Source organism: Actinomadura sp. GC306 (genome assembly GCF_004348665.1).
Lineage (GTDB): Bacteria > Actinomycetota > Actinomycetes > Streptosporangiales > Streptosporangiaceae > Spirillospora.
Genome location: NZ_SMKM01000033.1, coordinates 18464 through 35071, shown reverse-complemented (window position 1 = coordinate 35071; position 16608 = coordinate 18464). Strand labels below are relative to the sequence as shown.

Annotated in this window: 15 protein-coding genes; 12 read left to right on the top strand and 3 right to left on the bottom strand. The window is 72.8% G+C overall.

Annotation, left to right across the window (positions count from 1 at the left end; genetic code table 11):
* The coding region (gene rsmI / locus E1200_RS07875; RefSeq protein ID WP_131951137.1) for a 16S rRNA (cytidine(1402)-2'-O)-methyltransferase at positions 1–750 on the top strand (750 nt) is incomplete at its 5' end.
* An 83-nt stretch (positions 751–833) separates the two neighbouring features.
* The gene (locus E1200_RS07870) at positions 834–1136 is read left to right on the top strand and encodes a hypothetical protein (protein ID WP_131951136.1); all 303 of its coding nucleotides are present in this window, start codon (positions 834–836) and stop codon (positions 1134–1136) included.
* 7 nt (positions 1137–1143) lie between these two features.
* Here the strand turns inward: E1200_RS07870 and E1200_RS07865 are convergent, their stop codons facing one another.
* Positions 1144–2853, bottom strand: a complete 1710-nt coding sequence (locus tag E1200_RS07865; protein ID WP_243708403.1) for a glycosyltransferase family 39 protein — start codon at positions 2851–2853, stop codon at positions 1144–1146.
* Between the two features lie 311 nt (positions 2854–3164).
* Between E1200_RS07865 and E1200_RS07860 the strand changes: the two genes are divergently transcribed.
* Entirely contained in the window at positions 3165–4490 is a 1326-nt protein-coding gene (locus tag E1200_RS07860; RefSeq protein WP_243708402.1) for a glycosyltransferase family 2 protein, read from the top strand.
* A 161-nt stretch (positions 4491–4651) separates the two neighbouring features.
* Positions 4652–6478 carry a hypothetical protein gene (locus tag E1200_RS07855; protein ID WP_131951135.1) on the top strand — a complete coding sequence of 609 codons (1827 nt, stop codon included), beginning with the start codon at positions 4652–4654 and terminating at the stop codon, positions 6476–6478.
* A 3-nt stretch (positions 6479–6481) separates the two neighbouring features.
* Here E1200_RS07855 and E1200_RS07850 read toward each other — a convergent pair whose 3' ends face one another.
* On the bottom strand, positions 6482–8239 hold the full coding sequence (locus E1200_RS07850; protein WP_131951134.1) for a glycosyltransferase family 39 protein: 1758 nt from the start codon (positions 8237–8239) through the stop codon (positions 6482–6484).
* Between the two features lie 116 nt (positions 8240–8355).
* On the opposite strand from E1200_RS07850, the gene metG reads away from it, so the two are divergent.
* Together metG and E1200_RS07840 are read left to right on the top strand one after the other, a co-directional pair.
* On the top strand, positions 8356–10158 hold the full coding sequence (gene metG, locus E1200_RS07845; RefSeq protein ID WP_131951133.1) for a methionine--tRNA ligase: 1803 nt from the start codon (positions 8356–8358) through the stop codon (positions 10156–10158).
* Positions 10155–10979, top strand: a complete 825-nt coding sequence (locus tag E1200_RS07840; protein WP_131951132.1) for a TatD family hydrolase — start codon at positions 10155–10157, stop codon at positions 10977–10979. Before metG ends, E1200_RS07840 begins: the two co-directional genes overlap by 4 nt.
* A gap of 8 nt (positions 10980–10987) precedes the next feature.
* Here E1200_RS07840 and E1200_RS07835 read toward each other — a convergent pair whose 3' ends face one another.
* Positions 10988–11974: a hypothetical protein gene (locus E1200_RS07835; RefSeq protein WP_131951131.1), complete on the bottom strand. Its 987-nt coding sequence runs from the start codon at positions 11972–11974 to the stop codon at positions 10988–10990.
* A 98-nt stretch (positions 11975–12072) separates the two neighbouring features.
* Here E1200_RS07835 and E1200_RS07830 point away from each other — a divergent pair, with 98 nt between their 5' ends.
* From E1200_RS07830 to E1200_RS34315, 6 genes are all read left to right on the top strand, one after another.
* Positions 12073–12972 (top strand): resuscitation-promoting factor, encoded by a 900-nt coding sequence (locus tag E1200_RS07830; RefSeq protein ID WP_243708401.1) that lies wholly within the window; start codon positions 12073–12075, stop codon positions 12970–12972.
* Between the two features lie 17 nt (positions 12973–12989).
* Positions 12990–13856: a 16S rRNA (adenine(1518)-N(6)/adenine(1519)-N(6))-dimethyltransferase RsmA gene (gene rsmA, locus E1200_RS07825; RefSeq protein WP_131951130.1), complete on the top strand. Its 867-nt coding sequence runs from the start codon at positions 12990–12992 to the stop codon at positions 13854–13856.
* An 85-nt stretch (positions 13857–13941) separates the two neighbouring features.
* On the top strand, positions 13942–15069 hold the full coding sequence (locus tag E1200_RS07820) for a hypothetical protein (RefSeq protein ID WP_243708400.1): 1128 nt from the start codon (positions 13942–13944) through the stop codon (positions 15067–15069).
* A 54-nt stretch (positions 15070–15123) separates the two neighbouring features.
* Complete coding sequence (locus E1200_RS07815) at positions 15124–16044, top strand: 4-(cytidine 5'-diphospho)-2-C-methyl-D-erythritol kinase (protein WP_131951139.1); 921 nt, start codon at positions 15124–15126, stop codon at positions 16042–16044.
* A gap of 152 nt (positions 16045–16196) precedes the next feature.
* The gene (locus tag E1200_RS33570; RefSeq protein ID WP_165950238.1) at positions 16197–16367 is read left to right on the top strand and encodes a hypothetical protein; all 171 of its coding nucleotides are present in this window, start codon (positions 16197–16199) and stop codon (positions 16365–16367) included.
* The gene (locus E1200_RS34315) at positions 16364–16564 is read left to right on the top strand and encodes a hypothetical protein (RefSeq protein ID WP_207933232.1); all 201 of its coding nucleotides are present in this window, start codon (positions 16364–16366) and stop codon (positions 16562–16564) included. Before E1200_RS33570 ends, E1200_RS34315 begins: the two co-directional genes overlap by 4 nt.
* Positions 16565–16608: the final 44 nt, after the last annotated feature.

Here is a 16608-nt window from a genome sequence, read left to right as displayed (position 1 = left end):
GCCGTCGTTGCGGCCGAGGACACTCGGCGGTTGCGGCGGTTGGCCGGGGAGCTCGGGGTGGAGCTTTCCGGGCGGGTCGTCTCCTATTACGAGCAGAACGAGAAGGCTCGGGCCGAGGAGCTGCTGGGGGAGTTGCTGGGCGGGCGCGATGTTCTGGTGATCACCGATGCGGGGATGCCGGGCGTGTCGGATCCGGGGTATCGGCTGGTGCGGGCGGCCGTCGCCGAGGGGGTGCCGGTCTCGGTGCTGCCGGGGCCTTCCGCGGTGACCGCGGCTCTGGCGGTGTCCGGGTTGCCCACGGATCGGTTCTGCTTCGAGGGGTTCCCGCCGCGTAAGACCGGGGAGCGGGCGCGGCGGCTGGCCGCGCTGGCGAGTGAGCCGCGGACGCTCGTCTTCTTCGAATCGCCGCGGCGGCTCGCCGGCACGCTTGCCGAAATGGCGGACGTGTTCGGAGCGGATCGGCCCGCTGCCGTCTGCCGGGAGCTGACCAAGACCTACGAGGAGGTCCGCCGCGGGACGCTCGGCGAACTCGCCGCGTGGGCCGACGAGGGTGTGCGCGGCGAGATCACGCTGGTGGTCGGCGGAGCGCCGGAGCCGGAAGGGCTCACGGACCCGGCCGACCTCGCGGCCGCCGTCGCCGCCCGGGTGGACGCCGGGACGCCCCGCAAGCAGGCGATCGTGGACGTCGCCAAGGAGAACGCCGTCCCCAAGCGTGTCGTCTACGACGCCGTCGTGCAGGCGAGAAAGTAACCGGCTTCTGGCGGTGCGGCCTGCTTGTTCAGGGAATAAACCCACTCGGAACATCGGGATGGGGGACCGAGGGGGAATCGGTCGTGCGGACTACCTGGACGAGCCATGAGAGCTGGACCTTCGAGTGCCTGAACTGCTCGGCGGCCTGGACGGAGGAGCTGGAGGTCCGGCACTGCGCCGACGGGCACGGGAACGAGGCCGTCGTCTACGAGCGCGGCGGGCACCCGTGCATGACGCCCTGGCTGGACCGGTGCTGCACCGCCTGCCAGAGCCAGAACGTCAAGGCGCTCGCGGCGCGGCCGGTCGCGCACGCGGAGGTGCCCCGGGCGCGCGGCGGCGAGGACGTGGCGATGGTGTTCCACCTTCGCCGCATGCACGCCTGGTAGCGGGGGCCTACTTGGCCGCGACCTCCGGGACCTTGGTCTCGGGCTGCTCGACCGGGACCGGCGGTGCGGGGGCCTCGGTGCCGCGGCGGCGCCGCCAGCCCGCGACCGTGCCGCGGACCTCGGGGGAGAACGCGATGCCCGCGGCGAGCGCCGCCAGCGGGACGGCGGGCAGCACGTACCGGTAGTCGAACTCGGCGGTGGCCGCCGGTGCCAGCAGCAGGCCGGTCGCGAGCGTCCACGGCAGCGCCGCCTGGCCGCCGAAGCGCCGCCACAGCGGGACCAGCCCGGCGAGGCCGATGAGCAGGATGCCGCCGACCATCGTCCCGCGCAGGTAGAAGACGTCCTGGTAGCCGCGGGCGACGGCGCCGAACGGCTCCACCACGCGGGTCTCGGCGTCGCCGCGCTCGTACGCCTTCGCCTCCGCGGACGCGATCGAGTTGGCGTCCATCTGCCAGTCGGGCAGCGTCCTGGTGGGCGTCTTGCGGAACTCGTACTGGGAGTACGTCGCGGGGTCGGGGAAGACCGTCCGCTCCCACCGGAACACGCGGAAGAAGTCGTACGCGACCACCCGCAGGTAGTCGCCCGGCTGGGAGGTGATCGCCCGCTTGGCGTAGTCGTTGCTGAGCGCGTTGTTCTCCGGGCCGAAGCGGGTGCCGGGGGAGCGGTTCAGCGGGGACAGGGCGTTCCAGATGCCGTCCTGCGAGTTGGGCAGGCGGTTCGCCGGCTCGGTGCACAGCGGGTACTCGCGGACCGGCAGGTCCTTCATCTTGTGGCAGTCGGCGAACTTGTAGACCCGGGCGTACAGGAAGATCCCGTTGCTCTCGGTCATGGTGAACTTGCCGTTCTCCGCCTTGTACCAGCCCATGTAGGCGAGGACGGGCAGCATGCAGGCCGCGAGCGTGACGCCCATCAGCCTCCAGCCGCTGCGCCGGACCAGCATGAACAGCAGCACGCCGAGGAGCACCGGCATCCCGACCGAGCGGGTCAGCCACGCGAGCCCGACCAGCAGCCCGACCGCGGCCGCGATCTTCCAGGACGGGCGGTCGTGCCACAGCAGCAGCGTGACCGCGCTCACCACCAGGAAGGTGAACATCGTGTCGGACAGGACGAGGTGCTCAAGCTGGAGCTGGTAGGCGTCCAGCAGGACCGGCGCGGCGGCGAGCGCGGCGCCCCAGCCCGGCAGCCCGAACCGGCGCCGCAGCAGCGCGTAGATCATCACGCCCATGGACAGGCCCATGAGGTGCTGGACGGCGGCGACCAGCGCAAAGCTATGGAAAGGCTTCAGCAGGAGGAGCAAAAATGCGTAACCGTTCGGGCGCAGCGGGTGCGGGTACGGCTCGGTCGCGACGTGCAGGTAATCGAAGCTGTCGTTGAAATACATCACCGGCTGGTAGCCGAGCATCGTCACGACGCGGAGCAGCGTCGCTGTGGCGATGATCACACTGAATGCCGGGTGCCGGCGCGCCAGCGTCCACAGTCCGCGGCCCCGGCCGAGAGTGAAACCGGACTTCAGACCGGTACGTTGGCCGCTTTTCGGGTCGACCGAAAGTGGGTCGTCCGAATTGCCGGCGGCTTTCGTCCCGCCGGGCGTGTCGCGGCGTGGGCCGATGACCTTCGCGGACTCGCCCCCCGGCTCCGCGTCGCCCCGCGCGGCGCCGTCCGGCGCGGTGCCCGGCACGCCGCCGGACGCCGTCCCCCGTGCTGGTTCGCCCGCCACTGCCGCACCTCCCCTGTGGTGTCCGGCCCCCGGTCCGGTGGCACTGCGTTCTCCGGCGCGCGTCACAACCGACCCAACCTTTCCGGGCCGCTGTGCCCGTATGCTTGACGTCCTAGCCTGCCGCCCGCGACCGTGGCGGTGAGGGTCTTTCGGTTGCAAGTGCGCAACACGATACGGGTGCTCTTGACGAGAGCGGCCATCATTACCCGTCCCCGGCAGGCATCATGAACCGACGACGGGCCGCACCGCGGAACAAATGAGATTAGTGGAAAACACCGCAGACGGTCACCAGGGGTAACGAAGGAGATCGCGTGGAACTCTCCGTAGTGATGCCATGTCTGAACGAGGCCGAGACGGTCGAGACCTGCGTCCGCAAGACGATCGGGTTCTTCGAGGACAAGGGCATCGACGGCGAGGTCGTCATCGCCGACAACGGCAGCACCGACGGCAGCCAGCAGCTCGCCCGCGACGCCGGCGCGCGTGTCGTGCCGGTGATCGACAAGGGGTACGGCAACGCGCTGATGGGCGGCATCGCCGCCGCGCGCGGCAAGTACGTCGCCATGGGGGACGCCGACGACTCCTACGACTTCACCACCCTCGGGCCGTTCCTGGACGAGCTGCGCGACGGCGCCGACCTCGTGATGGGCAACCGCTTCAAGGGCGGCATCGCCGAGGGCGCCATGCCGCCGCTGCACCGCTACCTCGGCAACCCGGTGCTCAGCTTCGTCGGCCGGCTGTTCTTCCGCAGCAAGATCGGCGACTTCCACTGCGGGCTGCGCGCCTTCAACAAGGAATCGATCATGCGGCTCGGGCTGCAGACCGGCGGCATGGAGTTCGCCAGCGAGATGGTCGTCAAGGCCACGCTGCAGGGCTACGACATCCGCGAGGTGCCGACGACGCTGTCGCCCGACGGCCGCACGCGGGCCCCGCACCTGAACACCTGGCGCGACGGCTGGCGTCATCTGCGCTTCCTCCTGCTCTACAGCCCTCGTTGGCTCTTCCTCATCCCGGGCCTTGTATTCATGACGCTCGGACTGGTCGCCGGGATCGCGCTGTCGACCGGCCCGGTCGAGGTCGGGGAGATCGCGTTCGACGTCGACACCCTCGTCGGCGCCGGCGCCGCGCTGGTCATCGGCTTCCAGGCGGTGCTGTTCGCGCTGCTCACGAAGGTGTACGCGATGCAGGAGGGATTCCTGCCGCACGACAGCCGCGTGCAGAAGATCATCGACTGGTGGAGCCTGGAACGCGGCCTGCTGCTCGGCGGCCTGCTCGCCGTCGCCGGTCTGGCCGGTCTCGTCGCGTCGCTGCTGCACTGGCGCGTCAACAGCTTCGGCGAGCTGGACCCGCGGCACTCGCTGCGCATCGTCGTGCCCGCCGCGACCGCGCTCGTGATGAGCTTCCAGGCCATCTTCGCGTCGCTGTTCGTCAGCATCCTCGGCATCCGCCGCCGCCAGCACCCGCCGCTCACCGACCCGGCCGAAGAGGCCGCCGGGGTCGTGGACGCCGCCGCGCAGAAGGTCGCCAAGGGCGCGGCGGCCGACGCCGGGCAGGACGGCGAGCCGGTCGGCGAGCTGGCCGATGAGCTGGACGGCGCGAAGGTCGGCATCCGCAAGGCCGCCGCGGAGGACGACGCCTAGCCTCCCGCCGGCGGAACGGCGGCCGGGGCGGGCCGCCGCGCAAACCGAAAGTCGGCTGAGCGTTTCGGGCCGGGGGACCGGAGCCCGCACGGGCCGTGCCACGCTGGGCCACGGGAGATCTTCGCTTTCCGCACGTCCGTGTACCGGGGGTCCGTACGTCGATGAGCACGCGAATACCGGCGGGCGCCGATTCCGCGTCCACCGCCGTCGCGCGCCCGTCGTCCGCGCCCGCCGGGCCGGACGCGGGCCCCGCCCGGCCGAGTCGCCGCCGCTGGGCCCTGCTGTTCGGCCTCGGCTGGCTGGCGCAGGTCGCGGTGCGGCTCTGGCTGGGCTCCGCGCAGACGGTGCCGGTCGCGACGCCCGACGAGTCCGGCTACCTGTTCGCCGCCCGGGTGCTGACCGGCGGGCCCGACGCCGACATGTCGTCCGGCACGGTCTACCGCGGCGGATACCCGCTGCTGCTCCTGCCCGCGCTGCTCGCCGGCGACGGCCCGGTCGCCGTGTACCGGGGCGCGCTGGTGATCAACGCGCTGGTCAGCGCGCTGATGCTGCCGCTCGGCCACCTGCTGCTGCGCCGCCTCGGGGTCCGCCGGCGGTGGTCGTACGTGTTCGCGCACGTGACCGCGCTGCTGCCGTGCGTGCTGTTCTACTCCGAGTTCGTGCTGACCGACGCGATTCTGCCGGTGATCGTCGTCGGGTGGCTGCTGCTCGTCCACACCTGGCTGAACGCCCCGCCGCCCGCGGACCGGGGTTCGGCCGTCCGCCTGCACCTGGCCGGTGCGGGCGCCTCCCTGCTCGTCGCGTACGCCCACGCGTGCCATTCGCGGGGCGCGATCCTGCTGGTCGCGCACGTGGCGCTGCTGGCCGCCGCGCTGGTGTGCCGGTGGCGCCGCGGGGGCGCCGTCTCTGTCGCGGTGCTCGCCGCGGCCGCGGGGACGGCCGCCGCGACGCTGCTGAACCGGTCGCTGCTGCCGCACATGTACCCGCACGGCGACAACGACCTCGGCGCCAACGTCGTCCGGCGGCTCACCACCGGGGACGGCTGGGCCTGGATGACGTCGCTCGGCACCGGCCAGGTCTGGTACCAGGCCGTCGCGACCGGCGGTGTCGCGGCGGTCGGGCTGGCCGCCGTCGCGTTCGCCGTGTTCCGTCCGCGCGCCGCGTCCGCGGTGCCCGGCACCCCCGGCCGGACGCGCGCGCTCGCCCTCGCCGTCATCGCGGTCGTCGCGGGCATCGCGTTCGCCACCTCGGCGGCGCTGCCGGTCGAGTACCGCATCGGCAACTACGTCTACGGCCGCTACCTCGCCTGCATCACGCCCGTGCTGTTCGCCGCCGGGGTCGCGGTCCTGCTGCGCGCGTCGCAGCGCGCGCTGCTGGGGGCCGCTGCGGCGGCGGTCGCGCTGACCCTCGCCGCCGCGTGCGTCGTCCAGTGGTACGCGGGCGACCTGCTCAGCCTGTACACCTACACGGCCTACGACTTCCCCGAGACGGCGTTCCTCACCTGGGACTGGGCCGAGTTCCACCTGTGGCACGCCACCGCCGCCGGGCTCCTCATCCTGGTCGCGGCGGTGGTGTTCGCCCGGCCGCGGCGGCACGGCCCGCCCGTGCTCGCCGCCGTCCTCGCCGCCGTCGGGATCGGGATGAGCGTCACCGCCACCGACCGCATCGCCCGCCCGCTGGTGCGCGAGGCGACCGCGCACACCGACCTCAGGCGGAGCGTCGACCTGCGCGAGCAGCGCTCCATCGCCGTCGACTGGAACGTCCCGTGGACGATTCGGCTCTCGCACTACTACTGGGCGTGGTGGAGCGAGGGACGCGTCTTCGACGCCCGCTGGACGCCGCCGCCGCAGGACGCGGACCTCATCGTCCTCGCGTGGCCGGACGACGTCCCCGCGACCGCGTCCTGGCCGCACGGCGCCCCGCCCGGCTGGCACGTCGTCGACAGCCGCCGCACCGTCAGCGGCGACTGGGCGGCCTGGTCCCGCTAGCCGTCAGGCCGGGGTGCCGGTGCCGGTGCCGGTGCCGGTGCCGGTGCCGGTGGCGGGCGGCGGGTTCCAGATCTGGAGGATCCCGTCGGAGGAGCGCCAGCGGAGCGTCCAGCCGTGGTCGGACGGGCGCCAGCCGGACGCGATCTGCGACTCCATGCCGCGCCAGCGCGTGTACAGCATCGGCCCCTCCTGCGCGTTCCACGGCACCTTCGGCAGGTAGTGCGGGAAGTCGCGGATCTCGCCGTCCCACACCCGCTCGCCCCACACGTCCCGCGTGTAGAACGTGAGGGTCTGCGCCAGCCGCCGGTCGGCGCAGATCAGCGTGATGTCGCGGTGCTCGGCGAGGTAGCCGCGCAGCTCGCGCCACGCCTTGTCGCGCGGCAGGTCGGGGACGGCGCTGACCGCGGCGACCGCGTACGTCCCGCCCAGCGCGACCGCCACCGCCGCGACGGCGGCCCGGCGGACGGCGCGCGACCGCGGCCGCAACCGGGAGAGCCGCAGCCGGGAGAGCCGCAGCCGGGAGAGCAGCCCGGACGGCAGCATCCGGAACATCAGGATCAGCGACCCGAACCCGCCCGCCAGCAGCGCGGGAAGCACCGCGAACCAGTACCGCTGAAGCCAGGCCCGCAGCTTGATGTCGTTCGGGTCGAGGACGCCGGAGAACAGCGTCAGCGGCACGGCCAGGGTGAAGAACCACGCCAGGACCAGCGCGAGCCGCCGGTCCCGGGTGACGGCCCAGCCGACGATCGTCAGCACCAGCGCGACGGTGAAGACGGCGCCCAGCGCGTGCCAGTCGTGCATGGCGCGCGGGAAGGAGCGGAGCGCCAGTTCGCGCGTCACGTAGTCGCGCGACTGGCCGCCGTGCGTGGCGGCGGAGACGAGCCCGGCGAGGGGCGTCCCCCACACGAGCTGGTTGTGGATCAGGTTGAAGGCCAGGATCGCGAGCATCGGCGCGCCGACCGTGACGTTGCGGCGCCACGGTATGCGCAGCAGCGCCAGGTACACCGGGATGGCGAGGAACAGGAACGCCAGGAACTCCCGGACGAGGAACGACGCGCCGAGGCACACCCCGGCCGCGAGCAGCAGCCGGGTCTGCGCCCGTCCGGTCCGGCGGCTCGCGGCGACGAGGCCCGCCATGCCGAGCGCGAACAGCCCGGCGCCCGGCATGTCCGGCAGCACCACCCCGGTCGACCAGGTGATCTCGTGGCCGAACGGGTTGGTCATCGTGAAGAACGGGTGGACGAGCAGGACCGCCGCCGACGCGATCCCCGCCACGTCCCCGAACAGCGACCGGACGACCAGGTACGTCCCGGTGAAGAACGCGCAGCCGCCGAGCGCTGCGACGACGAAGTAGGCCGCCTGGCCGGGCCCGAGGACCTCCTGGACGAGCCGCGCCGGCAGCACGAGGCCGAGCCGGGTGACCTGGTGCGGCACCTCGTTGAACGGCCACGTTGTGAGCGGGATGTCGGGCCAGGAGCCCGCGGCGAGCCACACGTAGTACGGGTCGAAGTACAGCGGCGGTGTCAGCAGCACCCACTGCACGGCGATCGCGGCCACCGAGACCAGCAGGGACAGCCACACGACCCGCCGCGTCCGCCGCAGCCGCCCGGCGACCCGTGCGGCCGGGGACGGGCGCCGCCCGGCCGGGCCGGGGTCCCTCGTCGCGCCGGCCGCCCGCCGGCCGGCCTGCTCGTCGGCCTGCTGGTCGGCCTGCTCGTCGGCCTGCTCGTCCGCCTGCCGGTCGGCCTGGGTGTGGGGCATGCCTCGGTTCTGCCTTCCAGGGTGCCTGCTGGTGCGGGAAGGGCGTCCTGCCCGCCGGACGCCGGACCAGGCTACTGGCGCACATCGCCCCCCGCGACGCGACTACCCTTGATCCCATGTCCTCGTCAAGCCGTCACATCTTGACCGCGCCCGCATGGCCGTACGCCAACGGGCCCCGTCACATCGGGCACGTCTCCGGTTTCGCGCTGCCCGCCGACATGTTCGCGCGCTACCAGCGGATGGCGGGCAGCAAGGTCCTGATGGTCAGCGGCACCGACGAGCACGGCACCCCGATCCAGGTGCAGGCCGACAAGGAGGGCGTGTCCGCCCGCGAGCTCGCCGACCGCTACAACGGCGTCATCGCCGAGGACCTGCACGGCCTCGGCATGTCCTACGACCTGTTCACCAGGACCACCACGCTCAACCACTACGCCGTCGTCCAGGAGATCTTCAAGGGCCTGTACGACAACGGCTACATCTTCCCGCAGAAGACGATGGGCGCGATCTCGCCGTCCACCGGCCGCACCCTGCCGGACCGCTACATCGAGGGCACCTGCCCGATCTGCGGGTACGACGGCGCGCGCGGCGACCAGTGCGACAACTGCGGCAACCAGCTCGACCCCGTCGACCTGATCAATCCGGTGTCGCGGATCAACGGGGAGAAGCCGAAGTTCGTCGAGACCGAGCACTTCATGCTCGACCTGCCCGCGTTCACCGAGGTCCTCGGCCGGTACCTGCGCGGCAAGCAGGGCGGGGCGCTGGCGTGGCGGCCGAACGTGCTGAAGTTCGCGCTGAACCTGCTGGACGACCTGCAGCCCCGCGCGATCAGCCGCGACCTCGACTGGGGCGTCCCGATCCCGCTGGACGGCTGGCGCGACAACCCCGCCAAGAAGCTGTACGTGTGGTTCGACGCGGTCGTCGGCTACTTCTCCGCGTCCGTCGAGTGGGCCCGCCGCTCCGGCGACCCGGAGGCGTGGCGCGCCTGGTGGCAGGACCCGGACGCCCTGTCCTACTACTTCATGGGCAAGGACAACATCGTCTTCCACGCCGAGATCTGGCCGGCGATGCTGCTCGGCTACAGCGGCAAGGGCGACCGGGGCGGCAAGCCGGGGTCGCTCGGCGAGCTGAACGTCCCGACGGAGGTCGTGTCGTCGGAGTTCCTGACGATGGAGGGCAAGAAGTTCTCCTCGTCCCGCCAGGTCGTCATCTACGTGCAGGACTTCCTCGCCCGCTACGACGTCGACGCGCTGCGCTACTACGTCGCCGTCGCCGGGCCGGAGAACCAGGACACCGACTTCACGTGGTCGGAGTTCGTCCGCCGCAACAACGACGAGCTCGTCGCCGCGTGGGGCAACCTCGTCAACCGGTCGGTGAACATGGCGGCGAAGAACTTCGGCGCGATCCCGGAGCCGGGCGACCTCACCGACGCCGACCGCGCGCTGATGGAGCGCAGCCGCAACGCGTTCGCGGCCGTGGGCGCCGAGCTGGAGCGGTCCCGGTTCAAGAACGCGATCACCGAGGCGCTGGACGTCGTCCGCGACGCCAACCGCTACCTGTCCGACCAGGCGCCGTGGAAGCTCAAGGACGACCCGGCGCGCGTCCAGTCGATCCTGCACACCGCACTGCAGGTCGTCGACGACGCCAAGTCGCTGCTGACGCCGTTCCTGCCGAACTCCTCGCAGAAGGTCTACGAGATGCTCGGCGGCGAGGGCGTGTGGAGCGGCATGCCGGAGCTGAAGACGGTCTCCGAGGACGGCGGGCCGGACTACCGCGTCCTGACCGGCGACTACGCCACCGAGGCGCGCTGGGAGTCCGCCCCGATCAAGCCGGGCGTCCCGCTGGCCAAGCCGGTCCCGCTGTTCAAGAAGCTGGACGCGTCCGTCGTGGACGAGGAGCTCGCGCGGCTGGAGAATCCGTGAGCCGGAACGCGGACGGGCAGTCCTCGCGCTCGTTCCCGCCGCTTCCCGAGCGCCTCCCGGTGGACGTGTTCGACAGCCACTGCCACCTCGACATCGTCGACACGCCCGTGCAGGAGCAGCTCGCGTCGGCGAAGGCGGCCGGCGTCACCCGCATCGTCACGATCGGCTGCGACCTGCCGTCCTCGCGGTTCGCGGTGGAGGCCGCCGCCGACTTCGACGACGTGTACGCGGCGGTCGCGATCCACCCGAACGAGACGACCGGGGTCGAGGACGCCGTCCTGCGCGACGTCGAGCGGCTCGCCGCGCACCCGAAGGTCCGCGCGATCGGCGAGACCGGCCTGGACTACTACCGCGACTGGGCGCCGAAGGACGACCAGCACCGCTCGTTCCGCGCGCACATCGAGATCGCCAAGCGGACCGGCAAGGCGCTGGTCATCCACGACCGGGAGGCCCACGACGACGTCCTCGCCGTCCTCGCGGACGCGGGCGCGCCGGAGCGCGTCGTCTTCCACTGCTTCTCCGGTGACGCCGCCATGGCGGAGGTCTGCGCCGAGCGCGGCTACGTGATGAGCTTCGCGGGGAACGTCACGTTCAAGAACGCCGAGCCGCTCCGCGAGGCCCTGCGGGCGGCGCCGCTCGACCTGCTGCTCGTCGAGACCGACGCGCCGTTCCTGACGCCGATCCCGCACCGGGGGAAGCCGAACGCGTCGTACCTGATCCCGCACACGGTCCGCGCGATGGCGGAGATCAAGGGCGTGGACGTCGCCGAGTTGTGCACCGCGATCGCCGCGAACGGGGAGCGCGTCTTCGGCCCCTGGTGAGGGGGCGGTCAGTCCGTGGTGCGGAAGGTCGCGAAGGCGATGACGATCGCGACGTCGCGGAACGGTGGCCGCGCCGTTCGCTCCACGCGGATCACGCACCGCCGCCCGGTGTGCGCGATGGTCGCGGCCGTGGCGCCCTGCGCGTCCGTCAGCCGCAGGCTGCTGGAGAATTTGCCGCCGATGGCGGCGGCGGAGCCGATGAGCGCCCCGCCCGGGTCGAGGATCTCGTAGGCGCGCGGTGCGGGGGCGAGCCTGCGGATCAGCGCCAGCGGAGCACCGGACGGATCCAGCAGCGCGTCCTCCGGTTCGAGGTCCTCGGCCGACCGGTACTCGACGACCGCGAGCGTTCGCCCGTGAGGGTCGGTCAGGGCGCGGAACTCGTTCGCGTCCCGGTTGATCCCGGCCGCCTTGTCGAAGCCGGAGCGGTCGAACAGCCGGCGGCGGCGGCCCGGTACCTCGACCGGCCGGTGCCCGGGCGGCGGTGGACCGGGCGGGCCCAGGGCGGCGTGGGGGAGGCCGTCCGCATGGGACACCTCGTCCCCGGAGACGATGAGCACCGTCCCGGCGGCGGGATCCGCGAGCAGGGACTTGGCGAGTCTCCGGCCGGACGCCAGGGTGACCCGCAGCGCCCAGAACATGACGAACGGCATGAGCAGGAGGGGGACCGCCGTGAGGAAGAGGTACCCGTTTCTGACGAAGCCGCCCGCGTAGGGCCCCATGGGGCCGATCCGCACGGCGACGTCCGTGCCGGCGTCCTCCTCGTCGAGACCGTAGATCTCGCCCTCGCCGGATCCGCCGCCCTCGGTGCGCCACGTGCCGGTACAGGTCAGCTGGCGTCCCCCCTTGGCCCTGGGCGGGCCCCACTCGCAGCGCTGGACGGACGCGGTCGCCTTCTCGCCGAGTACAAGCGTGTAGGTGATGACGACCGGCCAGAACAGCATCGCGGCGACGCTCCCGGCGAACAGGGTGAGCGCGACCAGCCGGACCCTAAGCATGATCCCTTCGACGCGCCTCCCCGGCGGAGCGTTCCGCCAGAAGCCCGTGTGGGCGTTGAGGTGGCGGAGGCGGGGCGGGTGGCTCTAGTCTCTGGCCGTTGAACGGGCACCCCCTGGCCCGCCCCCTGGAGGAACTCCCCGTGCTCTGGAAATCCGTGCTCTGGAAACCCGTGCTCTCCGAGCCCGCCCGCCGGACTCCCGCGGCCTCCGCCGCGTCCGTCCTGGTGGCGGTGGCACTGCTGGCGACGGCCTGCGGCGGCGACGGATCCGCGGCCAAGAACAACGTGGCCGCGGCCGACCCGGCCGCGAGCACGCCGCCCGCGCCGCACAAGGTCGTCATCGTGGTCGACGGCGAGCAGACCGAGGCGATGACGACCGGCACGACCGTCCGGCAGGTCCTGGACGAAGCGGGTATCAAGCTCGGCCCGTACGACCTGGTCAAGCCGGCGGCGGACCAGCCCGCCGGGGAGCTCGTGAAGATCGCGCGGCTGCTGTCGAAGCCGAAGCTGACGGTCGTGAAGACGCCGCACAAGACGGTGCGCAAGAAGAGCGACTCGGTGCCGCCGTGGAGCGAGAAGGTCGTGCGGGAGGGCCGCGCCGGCGTCAAGATCGTGAAGTGGGCGTACGTGCCGCGCAAGGACAAGAAGGGCCGGACCCGCAAGGTCAAGAAGGTCCTCGCGCAGAAGGTGAAGCGCAAGCCCGTGACGCAGATCCTCGCGGTCGGCCCGAAGTCGGCGGGCGGCGGCGCGGCGGCCCGGCTGAACTGGGCGGGCCTGGCCAAGTGCGAGTCCGGCGGGAACCCGAAGGCCGTGAACCCGGCCGGGTACTACGGCCTCTACCAGTTCTCCATGGCCACGTGGCAGTCGGTCGGCGGGACGGGCAGGCCGTCCGACGCCAGCCCCGACGAGCAGACCTACCGCGCGCAGCAGCTCTACAACAAGGTCAACGGGCGCTGGCAGGGCCAGTGGCCGCACTGCGGGAAGTTTCTGTTCTCCTGAGCTGGGACACTTGTCCCGTGGGGGAGACAACGCGCCTGCTCGGGCCGGCGGAGGTGCGGGCACTGGCCGGACGGCTCGGCATCCGGCCGACCAAGACGCTCGGGCAGAACTTCGTCATCGACGCCAACACCGTCCGGCGGATCGTCCGGTCGGCCGGGCTGGCGCCTGACGACGTCGTCCTGGAGGTCGGTCCCGGGCTCGGGTCGCTGACGCTGGCGCTGCTCGCCGAGGTCCGGCGCGTCGTCGCGGTGGAGATCGACGCGGTGCTGGCCGCCGAGCTGCCCGCCACGGTCGCGGCGCGGGCGCCCGATGCCGCGGACCGGCTGGAGGTCGTGCGCGCCGACGCGATGAAGATCACAGACCTGCCGGGGCCGGCGCCCACGGCGCTCGTCGCGAACCTGCCCTACAACGTCGCGGTGCCGGTCGTGCTGCACCTGCTGGCGACGCAGCCGTCGCTGCGGTCCGCGCTCGTCATGGTGCAGGCGGAGGTCGCCGACCGGATGGTCGCGCCGCCCGGCGGCAAGGTCTACGGCGTGCCGTCGGTGAAGCTCGCCTGGTTCGGCGAGGCGCGCCGGGCCGGGGCCGTCGGCCGCGCGGTGTTCTGGCCCGCGCCGAACGTCGACTCGGGGCTCGTCGCGTTCACCCGCCGGGAGCCGCCGCCGACCACGGCGACCCGCGCGCAGGTGTTCGCGGTGGTCGACGCGGCGTTCGCGCAACGCCGCAAGACGCTGCGGGCGGCGCTCGCGGGCTGGGCCGGGTCCGCGCCCGCCGCGGAGGAGGCGCTGCGCGCCGCGGGCGTCGATCCCCGGGCGAGGGGCGAAGCTCTGAACGTGGCCGCCTTCGCCCGCATTGCCGAGTATGGTCCTTCAAGTCCGGGCAGTTGATCCCGGCGACCCGCAGGACGCGGTTCGGCGCGGCGGGGTGACACATCCGTTCCCGGGGGCACGGGGTCGGTACGAGCGGAGGTCGATGGTGAGGGCGCGTTCGCGGACGGCGCGGGCGAGGTTGCCGATCGCGGGGACGGCACTGCTCGCCACCGCGGCGATGATCGCGACGGTGGCGGCGGGCTGCGGCGGCGGCGCGGGCGCGGCACCGACGATCACGACGACGGCGCGGGCGGGCGTGGCGCCCACCCCGCCGAAGGAGGGCGCCTACTTCGGGGCCTGGGTGCCGCCGGACGGCGGCGACCGGAAGAAGAGCGGCGACGGCGGGAAGGACGGCGGCTCGGCGTCCCCCTCCGCGTCCCCTTCGGCTTCGGCTTCGGCTTCGGCCTCGGCGTCCGGCAAGCCGGTCATGGCGCCCGTCACCGGCTTCGAACGCGAGCTCGGGCGGCGGCTCGACATCGTGCAGAGCTACCGGGGCTGGGGGGACGACTTCCCCGCCGGCCTGGAGAAGTCCGTCGCCGACGGCGACCGCTACCTGCTGCTGACCTGGGGCGGCGCCGACACCCGCAAGATCGTGCAAGGCGAGTACGACGAGGTGATCCAGCGCCGCGCCCGCGCCGTCAAGGAACTGGGGCAGCCGATCTTCCTGCGCTGGTCGCGGGACATGGAGACCGCGTCGGCGAAGAAGCGCGTCCACTCCCCGGCGGACTTCGTCGCCGCGTGGAAGCACCTGCGGCAGGTCTTCGAGCGCGAGCAGGTCCACAACGTCGCCTGGGTGTGGTGCCCGACCGCCCGCGGGTTCGGCGGGGCCGACGCCGGCGCGTACTACCCCGGCGACGACCACGTGGACTGGATCTGCGCGGACGCGCAGCCCGGCGCCGACTACGACTACCGCGACCTCTCGGAGTCGCTGAAGCTGTTCATGCAGTGGGCGCGGGACCGGCCCAAGCCCATCATGATCGCCGAGTTCGGCGTGCCGGCGGCCTACGGCGAGCGCCGCGCCGAATGGCTCCGCGAGGCGTCCAAGACGCTGCAGGACCCGCAGGTCAAGGCCGTCGTCTACTTCAACTCGGACGAGCGCGCGAAGAACGCCCGCGACCGGCGCCGCTCCTTCGCCGTGACCGGCGACAAGCACGCCCTGTCGGCGCTCCGCGAACTCGCCACGACCCCGTACTTCAACCCGCGCAACCTCCCGGTCACCAGCGGCGGCTGATCCCCCGCTCCCCCCGGGAGGTCCGGAGGCCGTAGGGTTTCCGGCGTGAACGCAGTGACGGTACGCGTCCCCGCCAAGGTCAACCTCCAGCTCGGCGTGGGGCCGCTCCGCGAGGACGGCTACCACGACCTCGTCAACGTGTTCCACGCGGTGTCCCTGTTCGACGAGGTCACCGCGGCGGACGCCGGCCGCCTGGAGGTGAGCGTCCAGGCGGCGCCGTACTCGCGGGTGGCCGTCGAGGGCGTTCCCGACGACGAGGACAATCTCGCCGCCCGCGCCGCCCGGCTCGTCGCCGCGCGGCTGGGCGTCGAGCCGCTGGTGTCGCTCCGCATCCGCAAGGCGATCCCGGTCGCGGGCGGCATGGCGGGCGGCAGCGCCGACGCCGCCGCCGCGCTCGTCGCCTGCGCCCGGCTGTGGGACGACCGCGACGCCCCCGTCCTCACCCGGGACGACCTCATCGAGCTCGGCGCGGAGATCGGGAGCGACGTGCCGTTCGCCGTCCTCGGCGGCACCGCCGTCGGTGTCGGCCGCGGCGAGCAGCTCACGTCCGCGCTCACCCGCGGCACCTTCCACTGGGTGTTCGCGACCGCCGACGGGGGGCTGTCCACCCCAGCCGTCTACGCCGAGTGCGACCGGCTGCGCGAGCTGCGCGGCGAGCCCGCGCCCCGGCCGGGCGTCTCGGAGGAGCTGATGACCGCGCTCGCCACCGGCGACGCCAAGGGCCTCGGCGCCGCGCTGACCAACGACCTGCAGGAGGCGGCGCTGTCGCTGCGGCCCGCCCTGGAGCGGGTGCTGGACGCGGGCCGCGACTTCGGCGCGGTCGGCGCGCTCGTCTCCGGGTCCGGCCCGACCTGCGCGTTCCTCGCCGAGACCGAGGAGGACGCGGCCGGCCTCGCGGACGGGCTGGCCGGCGCGGGCGTCGCCGCGCAGGTGCTGCGGGCGTCCGGGCCCGTCCCCGGCGCGACGGTGGTCTGACCCGGTACGTCCCTGCCGCGTCCCCGGTACGGCCCCGCTGCGGCCGGGTTCGGCGGCGGCCGCGGTAGCTGCGCTCGTCATACAAGCGAACTTGGTGCCCGCGGCGGACGTCTTGTACCCATGACACCGATTCCCTCAGACGAGGTGGACCGATGACGTACCTGTCCGGGCTGCTCGGCCTCGTGGCGATCGCGATGATGGCGACGCTGCTCCTGCTGGCCGTACGCCGTGACCGCGCCCTCCGCCGCAATGCTCCCGGTTCGACCGCCCACCGCGCGCCGCAGGCCGCGGTCAGGGTGCGAAGCGAGGGCGAGGCTTCATGATGTCCTTCGCCCTGCTGCTGGCCCTGCTCCTCCTGGTCCTCCTCGTGGTCGGGGCCGCGGTGGTCGTCATCGTGGCCGCGTCCTCGAAACGGAACAAGCAGACCCCTCCGCCGCCTCCCGGCTACGGACCCCCCGGCTACGGGCCGCCGGGCCACGGTCCACAGAGCCACGGCCAGCAGGGGCCGTACGGGCCCTGAGCACCGCACGATCGGCTCGCCGGAGCTGAATAGACTGATGGCGC

Coding starts and splice junctions, on each gene's coding strand:
- E1200_RS07855 (WP_131951135.1), top strand. CDS start 4,652: ATGAGCACGCGAATACCGGCGGGCGCCGATTCCGCGTCCACCGCCGTC.
- E1200_RS07850 (WP_131951134.1), bottom strand. CDS start 8,239: ATGCCCCACACCCAGGCCGACCGGCAGGCGGACGAGCAGGCCGACGAG.
- metG (WP_131951133.1), top strand. CDS start 8,356: ATGTCCTCGTCAAGCCGTCACATCTTGACCGCGCCCGCATGGCCGTAC.
- E1200_RS07835 (WP_131951131.1), bottom strand. CDS start 11,974: ATGCTTAGGGTCCGGCTGGTCGCGCTCACCCTGTTCGCCGGGAGCGTC.
- E1200_RS07820 (WP_243708400.1), top strand. CDS start 13,942: ATGGTGAGGGCGCGTTCGCGGACGGCGCGGGCGAGGTTGCCGATCGCG.
- E1200_RS33570 (WP_165950238.1), top strand. CDS start 16,197: ATGACGTACCTGTCCGGGCTGCTCGGCCTCGTGGCGATCGCGATGATG.
- E1200_RS34315 (WP_207933232.1), top strand. CDS start 16,364: ATGATGTCCTTCGCCCTGCTGCTGGCCCTGCTCCTCCTGGTCCTCCTC.